Origin of the sequence: Citrobacter sp. wls710, from assembly GCF_005281115.1 — a bacterium.
In the GTDB taxonomy this organism is placed as follows: domain Bacteria; phylum Pseudomonadota; class Gammaproteobacteria; order Enterobacterales; family Enterobacteriaceae; genus Citrobacter; species Citrobacter werkmanii.
Window position 1 is genome coordinate 76255 of record NZ_SZXD01000001.1, and the last position, 16222, is coordinate 92476.

Below are 16222 nucleotides of genomic sequence, written 5' to 3' on the forward strand. Positions count from 1 at the left end.
CTGTCCGGCATGTCATGAACTTAGTCGATATACTTCATCGCCACCCTTGAGGTCAGGCGTGTGATAAGTTCGTAAGCACTAACTTTCGTCATTTCAGCAATCCGTTCAACGGGCAAACCTTCACCCCAAAGAATCACAGAATCACCAGCCTTATCCTGCGCCCCGGGACCTAAATCGACGCAGATCATATCCATCGCGACGCGACCCACGATCGGCACTTCACGGCCATTGACCAGCACCGGTGTCCCAGACGGCGCCGCACGCGGGTAACCATCGCCATAACCCATCGCCACCACGCCTAAACGCGTGTCGCGCTCGCTCTGCCAGGTACCGCCATAGCCGACCGGTTCGCCCGCTTTGTGATCACGCACCGCAATCAGGCTGGAGGTTAGCGACATCACCGGCTGGCAGCCAAAATCGGCGCCGATAGAGTGGTTTTCCAGCGGTGATACGCCGTACAGAATCAGCCCCGGACGCGCCCAGTCGAAGTGAGACTGCGGCCACAGCAGAATACCACCGGATGCGGCAATCGAACGCTGCCCCGGTTTGCCTTCACAGAAGCGATTAAAAATATCGAGCTGCTTTTCAGTCGCGCCACACTCAGGCTCGTCCGCGCGTGCAAAGTGGCTGACGATATTGACCGGCTGGCGCACATTTTCACATTGCGTCAGGCGCTGATAAAACGCTTCAGCCTGCTCAGGACGCACGCCCAGGCGGTGCATGCCGGTGTCGAGCTTCATCCAGACGGTAACAGGTTCAGCCAGTTTTGCCGCTTCCAGAGCTTCGAGCTGCTCCAGGTTGTGGACGGCAGTATGCAGACGCTGCGCGGAAATAGTCGGTAGATCGGAGGCATCGAAAAATCCCTCCAGTAGCAGGATAGGCTGCGTGATGCCCCCCGCGCGCAGCCGCAGGGCTTCTTCAAGACGAGCGACACCAAAAGCGTCCGCATCGGGGAGCGTTCGCGCGGTCTCTAACAGACCATGGCCGTAAGCGTTCGCTTTCACGACCGCAACCAGTTTACTGGCAGGAGCCAGTTCACGCAGACGTTGCAGGTTGTGTCGCAGAGCGCGGCGGTTAATAACTACAGTTGCCGCTTGCATTTGTATTCCTTAATAAAAGAATCTCCTAAATCATTCGTGTTGCAGAAAGGCGACAAGCCAGAGAATCCCCGGGAGCTTAGTAAACTAAGTGACCGGGGTGAACGGGCGTAGTCAACGCATCTGCAGCGTGAAGGATGACGGAGATTTATTCGTCGTCGTATTGTGGGCCCGCATAGTTGTCGAATCGCGACCACTGTCCGTTAAACGTCAGGCGAACCGTTCCGATCGGACCGTTACGTTGCTTACCAATAATGATTTCTGCGATCCCTTTCAGGTCGCTGTTTTCGTGATAAACCTCATCACGATAGATAAACATGATTAAGTCGGCATCCTGCTCGATGGAACCGGATTCACGCAGATCTGAGTTGACCGGACGCTTGTCGGCGCGTTGTTCCAGAGAGCGGTTAAGCTGCGACAGCGCCACCACCGGTACATGCAGTTCTTTCGCTAACGCTTTCAGCGAGCGGGAAATTTCAGCAATTTCCAGCGTACGGTTGTCGGAAAGCGACGGCACGCGCATCAGCTGCAGGTAGTCGATCATGATAAGTCCGATACCGCCGTGTTCACGGGCGATACGACGGGCACGCGAACGCACTTCCGTTGGCGTCAGGCCGGAAGAGTCATCAATATAGATGTTTCGTTTCTCCAGCAAAATACCCATTGTTCCGGAAATTCGCGCCCAGTCTTCGTCATCCAGTTGACCGGTACGGATTTTGGTCTGGTCTACGCGTGAGAGCGAGGCCAGGGAACGCATCATGATCTGTTCTGAGGGCATTTCCAGACTAAAGATAAGAACCGGCTTATCCTGCAACATCGCCGCATTTTCGACGAGGTTCATTGCAAATGTCGTTTTACCCATCGACGGACGCGCGGCGACGATGATGAGGTCTGACGGCTGCAAACCAGCGGTTTTTTTGTTGAGGTCGTCATAACCGGTGTTCACCCCGGTGACACCGTCGTGCGGCTGCTGGAATAGCTGCTCGATACGCGCGACGGTAGCGTCGAGCACATCGGTAATGTTTTTCGGGCCTTCGTCTTTGTTGGCGCGGCTTTCAGCGATTTTAAAGACGCGAGACTCCGCGAGATCCAGCAGGTCTTCACTGGAACGTCCTTGCGGATCGAATCCGGCTTCCGCAATTTCGTTCGCGACCGAAATCATGTCACGGACAACGGCACGTTCGCGGACGATATCCGCATAAGCGCTAATGTTGGCCGCACTTGGCGTATTTTTCGATAACTCAGCCAGGTACGCAAAACCGCCGACGCTGTCCAGCTGGCCCTGAACTTCCAGCGACTCTGCCAGAGTAATCAGATCGATGGGTTTTCCCATCTCCTGCAAGCGATGCATTTCCGTGAAGATATGCCGGTGCGGGCGGGTATAAAAATCTTCCGCCACCACGCGTTCGGCCACGTCATCCCAGCGTTCGTTATCCAGCATTAAACCGCCCAACACCGACTGTTCCGCTTCAATCGAGTGCGGCGGTACTTTCAGCCCGGCGACCTGGGGATCGCGCTCACGGGCATCAGTCTGTTGTTTGTTGAAGGGTTTATTTCCTGCCATAGTGAATGGAGTTACCGAGATAATGATTGGGTCGAAAGATTACCACATTTCTTTTGGAGGAAGCATGGCAACACGTATTGAATTTCACAAGCATGGTGGGCCTGATGTACTCAAGGCTGTGGAGTTTACGCCAGTTGACCCGGCGGAAAACGAAATCCAGGTCGAGAATAAAGCGATTGGGATCAACTACATCGACACCTACATCCGCAGTGGTCTTTATCCACCACCTTCTCTGCCCAGCGGTCTGGGTACCGAAGCCGCGGGCGTGGTCAGCAAAGTTGGCAGCAAAGTGACGCACATTAAAGCTGGCGATCGCGTGGTGTATGCCCAGTCTGCGCTTGGCGCTTACAGCTCAGTGCATAACGTGCCGGCTGATAAAGCCGCTATTCTGCCTAACGCTATCTCATTTGAACAGGCAGCCGCCTCGTTTCTGAAGGGGCTGACCGTTTTTTACCTGTTACGCAAAACCTATGAAATCCAGCCTGACGAACCGTTTTTATTCCACGCAGCCGCAGGTGGCGTCGGTCTGATCGCTTGTCAGTGGGCGAAAGCGTTGGGAGCGAAACTGATTGGCACCGTCGGCAATGCGCAAAAAGCGCAAATTGCGCAGCAGGCCGGGGCGTGGCAGGTAATTAACTATCGTGAAGAAAGCATTGTTGAGCGGGTAAAAGAGATCACCGGCGGTAAAAAAGTGCGGGTGGTGTACGACTCGGTGGGGAAAGATACCTGGGAGGCCTCTCTCGATTGTCTGCAGCGCCGCGGACTGATGGTCAGTTTTGGCAACGCGTCCGGACCAGTGACCGGTGTAAATTTAGGGATTCTGAATCAGAAAGGTTCGCTATACGTGACCCGTCCCTCTCTGCAGGGTTACATCACCAACCACCGCGAATTAACCGAAGCCAGCAATGAGCTGTTCTCGCTGATTGCCAGTGGGGTAATAAAAGTGGATGTCGCACCTGGTCAGACATTTGCGCTGCACGACGCGCAACGGGCCCATGAAGTGCTGGAAAGTCGGGCCACGCAGGGATCGAGTTTGCTGATCCCGTAGCCCCCTCATTTCCCCTAAATAATTTAAGCTCCAGGACGGCGGCAATTGAGTGAATCCCCAGGAGCTTACTGGAGTAAGTGACTGGGGTGAATGAAAGCAGCCAACACACCTGGAGTTTGAATTATGACGGGGAAAGAAAGAATTAGGGCTTCCCGCAGGAAGCCCTTTCTTTTTTTAGTTCGGCTGTATGTAGGGTACAGCTCGATGAATTCGTTAACCTGGCAATAGTGACAGATTTGATAATCAATTCCTATTTGGTTCTAAAGGCAATGTTTCAGGTTGTGACGGACCACTCAATACCTTAGTAAAATCGGCGGTTATTGCGCTGATACTGGGGGACTTTTGGCGCTTTTATCGCCTTGATCACCCACACCACGGCAACGGCCAGTAGCAGCCAGGGCAACAGTTTAATCATCAAGGCAAATAGTCCACCCAAAAACATCACGACGGTGGCTACGACCAGCGCGGCCAGCACCCCCAGCAACGAGACGCCGGTGACCATCAGCATGATAAAAAATCCAATCACAAAAAGTAGTTCCAGCATGACTCTCTCCCGAAATAAAATACTCTCCATTCCTTTACAAGAAACATGCCAAAGTTAATCCACTGATTTATAAAACAAAAAACCCTGTGACAACGCACAGGGTGTGGTGAAATTAACTAACTTTTAGTGAGAAACTAACGCTTATCGGCCACCAGCTTCAAAGCATGTTCCAGGACGTTAATATCGGCTCCGGCTTTATGCGCGTTCTCACTCAGGTAACGACGCCACTGACGTGCGCCGGGGATCCCCTGAAACAGTCCCAGCATATGGCGCGTCACATGCCCCAGATAAGTACCCTGACTCAGTTCACGCTCAATATATGGGTACATGGCACGCACCACGGCGACCGGATCGGCATCATGAGTAGCGGCAGCAAAAATTTCGCGGTCGACCGACGCCAGAATTCCGGGATTTTGATAGGCTTCACGCCCCACCATCACGCCATCCATATGTTGCAGATGCTTTTTCGCTTCTTCCAGCGATTTAATACCGCCGTTGATCGACATCGTCAGATGCGGGAAATCACGCTTTAACTGATAAACACGGTCATAATCCAGCGGTGGGATCTCGCGGTTTTCCTTCGGGCTTAACCCGGACAGCCAGGCCTTGCGGGCGTGAATGATGAACATCTCGCATTCGCCGTTGCCAGATACCGTGTTGATGAAATCGCACAGGAACTCGTAGCTGTCTTGATCATCAATGCCGATTCGGGTCTTCACCGTCACCGGAATCGACACCACATCGCGCATCGCCTTGACGCAATCGGCGACCAGTTGCGCATTCCCCATCAGACAGGCGCCAAACATGCCATTCTGTACGCGGTCGGAAGGACAACCCACGTTGAGGTTAATTTCGTCATAGCCCCGCTGTTCAGCGAGCTTCGCACACTGCGCCAGCGCAGCCGGATCGCTCCCGCCCAGTTGCAACGCGACCGGATGTTCTTCTTCGCTATACGCCAGATAATCGCCTTTACCATGAATGATCGCTCCGGTAGTCACCATCTCCGTATACAGCAGCGTCTGGCGGGACAGTAAGCGCAAAAAGTAGCGGCAATGTCTGTCCGTCCAGTCGAGCATCGGCGCGATAGAAAAACGATGAGCGGGAAAAGCGGTAGACTGAGATTCAGGCAGCATGGCGAATATTCAAGCATCCGGTTAAAAAAGGGGCGCTACTATAGCATAGACCGGTGCGATAGTGCGCCCCATCATCGTGGCTACCGCAGCATATTCTCACAGTGCGTTATTTGCGCCCCGGCTTGCCGTCATGTGGGCCAAAAAACTGCGGCGGATGGTCCACCCAGCGATCCTCGCGCGTGGCGGCATAGACCGGGTTAAGCGGGTAGTAAATGCGATTATATTTTTTGTTTGCCTCACCCACGACCAGCAGGCGCACCTCTTCACTGGTGTTATTGATAAAGGTGTGACACACCCCGGTTCCAGCCGGAAAACCGACGCTGTCGCCAGGCTCGAGCTTCCATAAATAACCGTTGATCCAGGCTTCCGGATAGCCTTCCAGCACATAGATAAACTCTTCTTCATCGCTTTCCGCATGAGGATAAGATGTGCGACGCCCCGGCGGCAGGCGTTCATGATGAATACCCAGTCTTCCTAACCCCAGTTTACGGGCAAGCGGCGCGCCAATAGCAAAAAGTTCATTGCTGTCGGGGTAGGTGGAGTCATCAGCCCCCTCCACCTCTCGCCAGTGGCGAATACAGTCGGGTCTTTTCATGTTGATTCTCCAGAATACGATGCGTCAGGTATAGCACACAGCGGCGGATCTCGGCGTTTTATGCAGAACATGATAAAGTAAGGGATTAACCTTTCACACGAATCGAGGCGCCAAATGGACAAAACCACCACGCAGGAGTTATTGGCTCAAGCTGAAAAACTCTGTGCGCAACGCAACGTGCGGCTAACGCCGCAGCGCCTCGAAGTGCTGCGCCTGATGAGCCTGCAGGAAGGCGCCATCAGCGCTTACGATCTGCTCGACCTGCTACGGGAAACCGAGCCACAGGCCAAGCCGCCGACCGTTTATCGTGCGCTCGATTTTCTGCTTGAACAAGGTTTTGTGCATAAAGTGGAATCGACCAACAGTTACGTGCTGTGTCACCTGTTCGATCAACCGACCCACAGTTCTGCGATGTTTATTTGCGATCGCTGTGGCGTGGTAAAAGAAGAGTGTGCGGAAGGTGTGGAAGACATCATGCATATGCTGGCGGCAAAAATGGGCTTTGCTCTGCGGCATAACGTGATTGAAGCTCACGGACTCTGCCCGGCATGCGTGGAGGTTGAAGCCTGTCGCCATCCAGGCGAATGCCAGCATGACCACTCAATTCTGGTGAAAAAGAAAGTCGGTCGCTAAGCAAGAGAGCGTACATCCCTGTACTCTCAGGAGGGGACTAATTACCAGCGGTAATCGTTGCGGGTTTCCCAGTCAGTGACTTCTTTCTCCGCCTGATCTTTTGCATAACCGTAACGCTCCTGGACTTTACCGACCAGTTGGTCACGTTTGCCTTCAATGACCGTCATATCATCGTCGGTCAGTTTGCCCCATTGCTCTTTCACTTTACCTTTGAACTGTTTCCAGTTGCCGCCGACTTCGTCTTTATTCATCATCAAATCCTCATCGTTAGGTTGTGAATAGCCAGAGTATCTCGTCCAACTCTGCTATCTTTTCTGCTGGACGTGAGAATAAGTGTAGTCACTGATTCGGCATTCGATTCACTATTCAGAATTTTTAACCGTCAGGCTTCAACGAACCACGTCCCGTTGCGCCAGTGACGTCGCCAGATAAAGGCCAGCGAAAGCCCGCGCAGGGCAAGAAACACGGTGAGCGCCAGCCACAAGCCGTGGTTACCCAGCAGCGGTAGAGCCAGCAACGTTAATGCGAATCCCGCGGCGGCAACGGCCATGCTGTTGCGCATTTCTGCAGCCCGTGTTGCGCCGATAAACATACCGTCCAGCAAATAACACCAGACGCCAACCAGCGGCAAAATCACCTGCCAGATAAGATAGCGATCGGCCAGCAGTTGAATCTGCGGGAGCGAGGTTAGCAACGCTATAATGTGCTCGCCAAACAGGGCATAAACCAGCGAAAACAGAATCGCCACAAGACCGGACTGTCGACAGGCTGCGCGCCAGACATCCAGTAATTGGCTGCCATCTCTTGCGCCATACGCCTGACCAGAATGCGCTTCTACGGCGTAGGCAAACCCGTCCAGCGCGTAGGCGGTAAAAGTCAGTAGAGTCATCAGAACAGCATTTACCGCAATGATATCGCTCCCCAGACGTGCGCCCAGCACCGTAATGGCACCAAAACAGAGCTGCAGCAACAGCGAGCGCAGCATGATGTCGCGGTTAAGCGCCAGTAACCGGCGGAAATTGCCACGCCACGCTTGTTTCAACATTGCCAGCGAAATTCCGCGCATATGCAGGACTTTGCGGACCATTAACAGACCGATCAGCAAGGTGGCGTATTCAGCAATGACCGTTGCCAGCGCCGCGCCCTGCACGTTCATATGCAGGCCCATTACCAGCCATAAATCGAGCACAATGTTGAGAACATTACCGACTATCAGCAGGATAACCGGCGCCCGCGCATACTGAACGCCAAGCAGCCAGCCGAGCAGCACCAGATTCGCCAGCGAGGCGGGGGCGCTTAACCAACGGATTTCCAGGAAACGTCGGGCCTGCTCCAGTACCGCTTCACTTCCCCCGACAATATGCAGAGCCAGATCGATAATCGGCGTACGAAACAGTGCGATAAGCAGCCCCGCACCCAGCGCCAGCATTAGCGGCTGCACCAGCGCACGCGCCAGTGCCTGCGGATTTTTCGCGCCAAATGCCTGGGCGGTAAGGCCCGTGGTGCTCATGCGTAAAAAAAGCAGCAGCATAAAGAGAAAACTGGTCGCGGTGGCGCCAACGGCAACGCCGCCAAGATAAATCGGGCTATCCAGATGACCAATGACCGCAGTATCGACCAATCCCAGCAAGGGAACGGTGATATTGGAGAAGATCATCGGTAAGGCTAGACGCCAGAGTGCTTTGTCGGAGGAGGTAAAGAAAGGCATGAAATAGCGCCTGAAAAGAAGTTAGACGTACTGGAAGAGTTGTTCAGGCCCGGTAAGCACAGCACCACCGGGCTAGTTGCCGGATGGCGACGCAAACGTCTTATCCGGCTGTCGGGAAAGCAACCTGTGATTACAGCCATTCACCGTTACGAATGACGCCTACCGCCAGCCCTTCAATAGTGAAGTTTTGCTCGCGCAGGTCGACCACAATCGGTTTGAATTCGCTGTTTTCTGGCAGAAGCTCAACCTTGTTGCCCTGTTTTTTCAGGCGTTTCACCGTCACTTCGTCGTCAATGCGCGCGACAACAACCTGACCGTTACGCACATCCTGTGTTTTATGCACAGCCAGCAAATCACCGTCCATAATCCCGATGTCTTTCATCGACATACCGCTGACACGCAGCAGAAAATCGGCGTTCGGTTTGAACAGTGAAGGATCGACCTGATAATGGCCTTCAATGTGTTGCTGCGCCAGAAGTGGCTCACCTGCCGCAACGCGACCTACAAGCGGTAAACCTTCTTCTTCTTCCTGCAACAGACGAATACCACGCGATGCGCCGGATACAATTTCCAGCACGCCTTTACGCGCCAACGCTTTCAGATGTTCTTCAGCAGCGTTTGGGGAACGGAACCCCAAACGCTGCGCGATCTCCGCACGCGTCGGTGGCATACCTGTCTGGCTGATGTGATCTCTAATAAGATCAAACACCTCTTGCTGCCTGGCCGTTAACGCTTTCATTCCGCCCCCTGGGTGTATATACAGTTATGCTGTGAGTATATACAGCTAAAGGTGATTTTGGAACCGCAAACTGCACAAAAAACAGGAGAATGATGAAGTTGTGGAATCTTTATCGCAAATGCGACCACAACAGGATGCCCCAGGTGATCAGGGCGACAAAAATTGACAGCAATACCGCCGCCGACCCCATATCTTTCGCACGACCAGACAGTTCGTGGTACTCGGAACCGATACGATCAACCACCGCCTCTATCGCACTGTTAAGAATTTCAACGATCATCACCAGCATCACGGAACCAATCAGCAACACGCGCGTAATGGCGTCGACGTCCAGCCAGCAGGCGATGGCAACGCCTAGCAGAACGGCAACGCTTTCCTGGCGAAATGCCGCTTCATTAATCCATGCGGCGCGAAAACCTTTCCAGGAATAGCCTGCAGCTTTGATAATTCGGGTGAATCCAGTGGTATTATTGGCCATCAAAAAGAACCTTTTTACATTATTAGCGTCAATGTCATTGTAACGTTACCCCGTTTGTTTCAGGGTGTGGCAAAGCAGCGCGAAGTATGACCGGATACACCAGAAATTCACTAAACTTTCTGATATCCTTGCAGCGCATTTGCATTATTAACCAGAGGCTTTACATCGTTTATGTCCGGCTGGCCACGAATTTACTACAAATTACTGAATTTACCATTAAGCGTGCTGGTAAAAAGCAAGTCTATTCCGGCGGAACCTGCACCGGAATTGGGGCTCGATACTTCTCGCCCCATTATGTACGTCCTACCGTACAACTCCAAAGCAGACTTGCTGACGCTGCGCGCCCAATGTCTGGCGCACGATCTCCCGGATCCCCTGGAACCGCTGGAGATAGACGGAACTCTACTGCCGCGCTACGTGTTTATTCACGGCGGCCCACGTGTCTTCACCTATTACACGCCAAAAGAAGAGTCTATTAAGCTGTTCCATAACTATCTCGACTTGCATCGCAGCAATCCAGACCTGGATGTGCAGATGGTGCCGGTTTCGGTGATGTTTGGCCGTGCGCCTGGACGCGAAAAAGGCGAGGTCAACCCGCCGCTGCGTATGCTGAACGGCGTACAAAAATTCTTTGCTGTGTCCTGGCTGGGTCGCGACAGCTTTGTCCGCTTCTCCCCGTCGGTTTCCCTGCGTCGCATGGCGGATGAACACGGTACAGATAAAATTATCGCCCAGAAATTGGCGCGCGTAGCGCGTATGCACTTTGCTCGCCAGCGCCTGGCCGCAGTCGGTCCGCGCCTCCCTGCCCGTCAGGATCTGTTCAACAAGCTGTTGGCCTCAAAAGCTATCGCGCGCGCGGTAGAAGATGAAGCGCGCAGTAAAAAAATCTCCCACGAAAAAGCGCAGCAAAATGCGATAGCGTTGATGGAAGAGATTGCCGCCAACTTCTCCTACGAGATGATCCGTCTGACAGACCGTATTCTGGGTTTTACCTGGAACCGTCTGTATCAGGGGATTAACGTTCATAATGCAGAGCGTGTACGCCAGTTGGCGCACGATGGCCATGAAATCGTTTATGTTCCGTGCCACCGCAGCCATATGGACTATATGCTGCTGTCGTACGTGCTGTATCATCAGGGTCTGGTTCCGCCGCACATCGCGGCAGGCATCAACCTGAATTTCTGGCCAGCAGGTCCCATCTTCCGCCGCCTGGGCGCGTTCTTTATTCGTCGTACCTTCAAGGGCAACAAGCTTTATTCCACCGTTTTCCGCGAATACCTGGGCGAGTTGTTCAGCCGCGGCTACTCGGTTGAGTACTTTGTCGAAGGCGGTCGTTCACGTACTGGTCGTTTGCTTGACCCGAAAACCGGCACGCTGTCGATGACCATTCAGGCGATGCTGCGCGGCGGTACGCGTCCGATTACCCTCGTACCGATCTACATCGGCTACGAGCACGTAATGGAAGTGGGCACGTATGCGAAAGAACTGCGGGGCGCGACGAAAGAGAAAGAGAGCCTGCCGCAAATGCTGCGTGGCTTAAGCAAGCTGCGTAATCTGGGTCAGGGTTACGTTAACTTTGGCGAGCCGATGCCGTTGATGACTTACCTCAACCAGCATGTGCCGGAGTGGCGTGAATCTATCGATCCTATCGAGTCTATTCGTCCTGCCTGGCTGACGCCGACGGTAAATAACATTGCCGCCGATCTGATGGTACGCATTAACAACGCAGGCGCAGCCAACGCCATGAACCTGTGCTGTACCGCGTTACTGGCTTCCCGCCAGCGCTCTCTGACCCGTGAGCAGTTGACTGAACAACTCGATTGCTATCTGAGTCTGCTGCGCAACGTACCGTATGCCCCGGATGCGACGGTTCCTGCGCAGAGCGCCAGTGAACTGATTGACCATGCCTTGCAGATGAACAAGTTTGAGGTCGAGAAAGACACCATCGGCGACATCATCATTCTGCCGCGCGAGCAGGCGGTATTGATGACGTACTACCGCAACAACATTGCGCATATGCTGGTACTGCCTTCGTTAATGGCGGCCATCGTAACTCAGCATCGTCATATTTCACGCGCCGCGCTGCTGCAGCATATTGAAGCGCTATACCCGATGCTGAAAGCGGAGCTGTTCCTGCGCTGGGAGCGTGACGAACTTGCAGGCGTGATCGACGAACTGGCCAGCGAAATGCAGCGCCAGGGACTCATCACCCTGGACGATGGCGAACTGCATATCAATCCGGCACGCTCCCGTACGCTACAGTTGCTGGCGGCGGGTGCTCGTGAGACGTTGCAGCGCTATGCTATTACCTTCTGGCTGCTGAGCGCTAATCCGTCTATCAACCGTGGTACGCTGGAGAAAGAGAGCCGCACCGTGGCTCAGCGTCTTTCCGTCCTGCACGGCATTAACGCGCCAGAATTCTTCGACAAGGCCGTGTTCAGTTCTCTGGTGCTGACGCTGCGTGACGAGGGATATATCAGCGATACCGGAGATGCCGAACCGGAAGAGACGATGAAGATCTATCAGATGCTGGCCGAACTGGTCACGTCGGATGTGCGTCTGACCATCGAGAGCGCCACACAAGGCGAGTAAGCATAAAAAAACCGGTCATAATGACCGGTTTTTATTTTGCAGGCTAAGCCAAACTCAAAAATGCCAGTAGCTCATTGCCAGGCCTAAGAACAGCACCAGACCAACATAGTTATTGTTCATAAACGCTTTAAAGCAGGCGTCACGTTCACGGTTGACGATCAGTTTCTGCTGATACACAAACAGCGCCCCAGCCACTAACAGAGACCAGTAATAGCCCAGTCCCAACCCGTTTAACCAGCCCACCAGCGCCATCAGCACCAGCACGCCCACCTGCAGGATACCAATAATCAGCTTGTCGTTCTGGCCGAACAGAATCGCGGTCGATTTAATACCGATCTTCAGGTCATCATCGCGGTCAACCATTGCGTACTGCGTATCATAGGCCACAGCCCAGAGGATGTTGGCAAGGAACATCAGCCAGCAGCTCAGCGGTACGGACTCGCTCACGGCGGCGAACGCCATCGGGATCGACCAGCCAAACGCCGCCCCCAGCACCACCTGCGGCAGATGCGTATAGCGCTTCATAAACGGGTAAACCCACGCCAGCGCTAATGCCGCAACGGACAACAAAATGGTCATCGTATTAAGGGTCAGAACCAGCAGGAAGGCCAGTAATACCAATACGACAAACAGCGTTCGGGCTTCTTTCTCGGTGACTGCGCCGCTCGGCAGCGGTCGATTCGCGGTACGTTTAACATGGCCGTCAAACTTCCTGTCGGCATAGTCATTCACCACGCATCCGGCGGCGCGCATTAACCATACGCCGGCGACAAAAACCGCCAGGATCCACAGTTGCGGCATACCAGGGGTTGCTACCCATAATGCCCACAGCGTAGGCCAGAGCAGCAGTAAGGCGCCGATTGGCTTATCCGTACGCATCAAGCGGTGAAACGCCAGCAGCTTATTCTGCGTCAGACTCCACTCCATCTTTATCTTCCTCTCAGTACAACGGCGATGCAGGCAGAAAAAGCTCGGTAAGCATCAACGGCTTACCGCTCAGCCGCAGGCGGGAACGACGCCCCCACAGCGCTGCATCTTGGCCAATCTCAATAAAATCTCGGGTCAATGTCGATGACGTAAACAGGTAGCGTCCGAGCGGGGTTTTCCCCAGGTTTTGTAAGGCCAGTTCAGGGCCACACAGGGTGGATTCAGGCACCACGGTACGTCCGGCAAGCCAGGGTTCACCATCCGCGCATAAAAGGATTTCGCGTAACCAATAGCGGGACTCTTTGGGCAGCAGCGTCAGTTCTTCAGCCACCTCATTTTGCCCAACGAACGCTTCGCGAATCAACGTGACGGTGACTTCTTTGCCCTGCTGCTCAAAACGTTTGGTCATGGAATCTTCCAGTAACAACCAGTCGAGCAGTTGCGGGTCCAGCGCCGGGATCGCATCAAAATAACGCAGCGCACGCAGTTGCGTTAACGCAGGGTGTGGCATGCCTTACTCTCCGATTTATAACCTAAAGGCATTGTATCGCAGAAAAGGCATTACGGGGTGAGCAAACACAATTAAGTGATCGGCAGAGCAACATAAGCGTAACAATTCGCACTGAAGGATAAAAAAAGGTGCGCCAGGAGACGCACCAGTTGTTGCAAAATCAACAATGTGGGGTGATGTTTACCCCTTGCCTTTTACACTGCTGATAAAGGTGGATCGGGCTGATTTGGATCCCAGACGTTCAGCTTCATCAAGCAGCTTCAGCGCTTTATCAACATCGCCTTTCGCCACGGCATCCTTAATCGCCTGATTAAAATAGCTTTCGGTGTCGTTCAGCATCGGCTCACTTTTCTTCACCGGCTGCGGCGCTGGAGCGGCAACCGCAGCTGCCGGAGCCGCATAAGTCACTGCAGGCGCTGCGGTATTGCCGACAGTGACAGGGCCAGGGCCGGAAGAACCGAACAGCGGCCCCACCAACACACTGGAGGACGAGCTGGTTTTGACTTTTAATTTCAACAGACCATCGGTCGTATGACGCGCGATCGGGTCCGGAATATCTGGAACAGCGTTACCGACGCCCTTGGCATAAGCTTTCGCCGGATCAAGCAGGGTCGTGGTCTGTTGGAGGTCTTTATCAGTCGTAAAGACCAGAACATAGAGCTTTTGCTGGCCCAGCGCTGGCGTCAGACGCATTACGCCTTCCAGACGATCGGCACTCATCACGCCAGGCTCCTGGTAGGTGAAATAGCTGCTGGGGAAGAACGCAGATGGCGTCATGTTCTGATCAAGAATTAAGACGTTTGGCGCAAATACGCTCGTTTGTTTGTTTACTTCACTGGTTAGCGTCAGGGTCAACTCACCAATATTGGCCGGTACGCTCCAGGCCGCGACCGGACCGGTAATACCAGCAACATCCAAACGCTGGCCCGCGCTCGCAAGCTGCGTGGACTGAGTTTTGGATTGATCAACGGGCGTCCAGGTTAGCTGTTGCAACGCAGCTGTAGGAATAACAGGCGCCGCGGTAGTGTTCTGCGGAACAATATTCACATCAGCCAGGCTGATGCCAGGCGCGCTGGCAAATAACCCTGCAGATAAACAAAGGGCAACGAGACTTTTCTTCATTTTCATTGTTATCACCTCAGATAGCATGGGTTCAGCGGTGGCCAGGCAATAGCGCGCTAAACCGTAATCAAGAGGGGCTTACGCCCCTCTTTCGGTCTTTACGTCAGGTTAGTGCTGAATTACCACCAGATTTCCATCTGAGCACCGAAGGACCACTCATCGCTGTCACCACGGCTGGTGGTGCTGATACCAGAGTTCGTTGCAGCTGCGTATTTGGTTACGTCGTTACCATTTTTGACGTAGCCCCACTCCTCATCCCACTTGGCATAGGTTGCGAAGACACGAATTGCCGGGCGGGACCAGATGCTGTCGCCAGCCTGCCACTGTTGCGCGAGGGTGATTTTGTACTGGCTGTTGCGATCGCCAGTCTGCTGAGATTTGACGTTGTCGTAACCGACTTCCATCAGGGTGCTCATGATTGGCGTCCATTTGTACATTGGGCGGATACCGACGGTGTACCATTCGGTACCCAGATCGTTATCCATATCGAGGTTCTGATACATACCGACGTACATCAGATCCCATTTGTCGCCCAGGGAGATGGCGCCGTGGTCAAGAATACGAACCAGGCTACCGTTGTTATTAATCACGTTATTGGCGTAATTGGTTTTACTACCATCTGGGTTAGTAATGGTGAAGGAAGAAGAACCGTAAGACCCCTGGTTCAAACCTTTACCCTGCGTGGTCATGGAGTCTGTCGCGTACTGAACAACAAACTTGTTGTAGCCCTTCAGCATGCTCTGGGTATGTTCAGCGGTGAACATCCAGCCATCTTTTGATGCGCCGTCTGCCAGGCTGTAATCATCTGTCGTATTCGCACGACCGTAGTCAACACCCAGTTCCAACATACCATCAGTGTTCGTTGCCAACTGCGCTAAACGAACGTCAAATACGTCGTTAGCGGTGTCTTTGGTACGATCATAGATATTCTGGCTGCTGAACGCGTATGAACCACCCGCTTCCTGAGAACGGCTCGCGGCCAGAGACAGTTTACCGAAGCCCAGATCGATGTTTTCAATACCGGCACCAGGACCTGAAATATCCCAGTAGTAGAAGTCGATCATGTGCACGTCATGACGTTGGTAGAAGCGCTTACCGGCCCAGATAGTAGAGCCTGGCAGCCATTCAATCAGGTTTTTACCCTGCACGTTGGCTTCACGGAAGGCTGGGTCAGTCCCTTCCCAGTCATTCTGCTGTGCTACGGAGTAGGCGACGTTGGTGTCGAAGTAGAAGCTCTTATCGCCTTCTTTCCACACTTCCTGGCCTAATTTGATTTCCGCATAGGTTTCACATTCGTTACCGAGACGGTATTTACTTTGTGCACCTGTTGCCTGGAAACATTGTTGTTCGCCGCCACTACCCGTCCAGCCGATACCGGAACGAGCATAACCATGGAAATCCACAGCCATTGCCTGAACAGACATAATGCCTGCTGCCACAGCAACCGCCAGAGGAAGTTTGCGCAGAGTAATCATCGTTCTATCTCCTGAGATCATTGCTTTTCTTTAAACGCTGCCACCTTCTAAAACTG

Annotated in this window: 16 protein-coding genes; 3 read left to right on the forward strand and 13 right to left on the reverse strand. The window is 53.5% G+C overall.

Features of this window, described 5'->3' with window-relative positions:
* Positions 1-20: 20 nt before the first annotated feature.
* Together alr and dnaB are read right to left on the reverse strand one after the other, a co-directional pair.
* Positions 21-1100 carry an alanine racemase gene (gene alr, locus FDX14_RS00350; protein ID WP_137348844.1) on the reverse strand — a complete coding sequence of 360 codons (1080 nt, stop codon included), beginning with the start codon at positions 1098-1100 and terminating at the stop codon, positions 21-23.
* A 145-nt stretch (positions 1101-1245) separates the two neighbouring features.
* Positions 1246-2661 (reverse strand): replicative DNA helicase, encoded by a 1416-nt coding sequence (gene dnaB / locus FDX14_RS00355; protein ID WP_003826610.1) that lies wholly within the window; start codon positions 2659-2661, stop codon positions 1246-1248.
* Positions 2662-2725: 64 nt separating this feature from the next.
* On the opposite strand from dnaB, the gene FDX14_RS00360 reads away from it, so the two are divergent.
* The gene (locus tag FDX14_RS00360) at positions 2726-3709 is read left to right on the forward strand and encodes a quinone oxidoreductase (protein ID WP_079226193.1); all 984 of its coding nucleotides are present in this window, start codon (positions 2726-2728) and stop codon (positions 3707-3709) included.
* A 301-nt stretch (positions 3710-4010) separates the two neighbouring features.
* Here the strand turns inward: FDX14_RS00360 and pspG are convergent, their stop codons facing one another.
* From pspG to FDX14_RS00375, 3 genes are all read right to left on the reverse strand, one after another.
* Positions 4011-4253, reverse strand: a complete 243-nt coding sequence (gene pspG / locus FDX14_RS00365) for an envelope stress response protein PspG (protein WP_016155352.1) — start codon at positions 4251-4253, stop codon at positions 4011-4013.
* Between the two features lie 134 nt (positions 4254-4387).
* Positions 4388-5386, reverse strand: coding sequence for a tRNA dihydrouridine(20/20a) synthase DusA (gene dusA, locus FDX14_RS00370; RefSeq protein WP_038636262.1), 999 nt, complete (start codon positions 5384-5386; stop codon positions 4388-4390).
* 106 nt (positions 5387-5492) lie between these two features.
* Complete coding sequence (locus FDX14_RS00375; protein ID WP_038636260.1) at positions 5493-5981, reverse strand: cupin domain-containing protein; 489 nt, start codon at positions 5979-5981, stop codon at positions 5493-5495.
* Between the two features lie 114 nt (positions 5982-6095).
* Between FDX14_RS00375 and zur the strand changes: the two genes are divergently transcribed.
* Positions 6096-6614, forward strand: coding sequence for a zinc uptake transcriptional repressor Zur (zur, locus tag FDX14_RS00380; protein WP_038636258.1), 519 nt, complete (start codon positions 6096-6098; stop codon positions 6612-6614).
* A gap of 41 nt (positions 6615-6655) precedes the next feature.
* On the opposite strand, the gene FDX14_RS00385 is transcribed toward zur, so the two are convergent.
* From FDX14_RS00385 to FDX14_RS00400, 4 genes are all read right to left on the reverse strand, one after another.
* Positions 6656-6865, reverse strand: a complete 210-nt coding sequence (locus FDX14_RS00385) for a CsbD family protein (protein ID WP_006688302.1) — start codon at positions 6863-6865, stop codon at positions 6656-6658.
* A 131-nt stretch (positions 6866-6996) separates the two neighbouring features.
* Positions 6997-8322: an MATE family efflux transporter DinF gene (gene dinF, locus FDX14_RS00390; protein WP_061382695.1), complete on the reverse strand. Its 1326-nt coding sequence runs from the start codon at positions 8320-8322 to the stop codon at positions 6997-6999.
* Between the two features lie 130 nt (positions 8323-8452).
* A complete protein-coding gene (gene lexA, locus FDX14_RS00395) occupies positions 8453-9061 on the reverse strand; it encodes a transcriptional repressor LexA (protein WP_003826596.1) in 609 nt (202 codons plus the stop codon).
* A 109-nt stretch (positions 9062-9170) separates the two neighbouring features.
* The gene (locus FDX14_RS00400) at positions 9171-9539 is read right to left on the reverse strand and encodes a diacylglycerol kinase (RefSeq protein WP_003826594.1); all 369 of its coding nucleotides are present in this window, start codon (positions 9537-9539) and stop codon (positions 9171-9173) included.
* A 171-nt stretch (positions 9540-9710) separates the two neighbouring features.
* Here FDX14_RS00400 and plsB point away from each other — a divergent pair, with 171 nt between their 5' ends.
* Positions 9711-12131 (forward strand): glycerol-3-phosphate 1-O-acyltransferase PlsB, encoded by a 2421-nt coding sequence (gene plsB, locus FDX14_RS00405; RefSeq protein WP_042313000.1) that lies wholly within the window; start codon positions 9711-9713, stop codon positions 12129-12131.
* 54 nt (positions 12132-12185) lie between these two features.
* On the opposite strand, the gene ubiA is transcribed toward plsB, so the two are convergent.
* The 4 genes from ubiA to FDX14_RS00425 form a co-directional block, all read right to left on the reverse strand.
* A complete protein-coding gene (gene ubiA, locus FDX14_RS00410) occupies positions 12186-13058 on the reverse strand; it encodes a 4-hydroxybenzoate octaprenyltransferase (RefSeq protein WP_003826589.1) in 873 nt (290 codons plus the stop codon).
* Positions 13059-13071: 13 nt separating this feature from the next.
* Complete coding sequence (gene ubiC / locus FDX14_RS00415; RefSeq protein WP_042313004.1) at positions 13072-13569, reverse strand: chorismate lyase; 498 nt, start codon at positions 13567-13569, stop codon at positions 13072-13074.
* A 180-nt stretch (positions 13570-13749) separates the two neighbouring features.
* Positions 13750-14697: a maltose operon protein MalM gene (gene malM / locus FDX14_RS00420; RefSeq protein WP_042313006.1), complete on the reverse strand. Its 948-nt coding sequence runs from the start codon at positions 14695-14697 to the stop codon at positions 13750-13752.
* 113 nt (positions 14698-14810) lie between these two features.
* Positions 14811-16166, reverse strand: coding sequence for a maltoporin (locus FDX14_RS00425; RefSeq protein ID WP_038636248.1), 1356 nt, complete (start codon positions 16164-16166; stop codon positions 14811-14813).
* Positions 16167-16222: the final 56 nt, after the last annotated feature.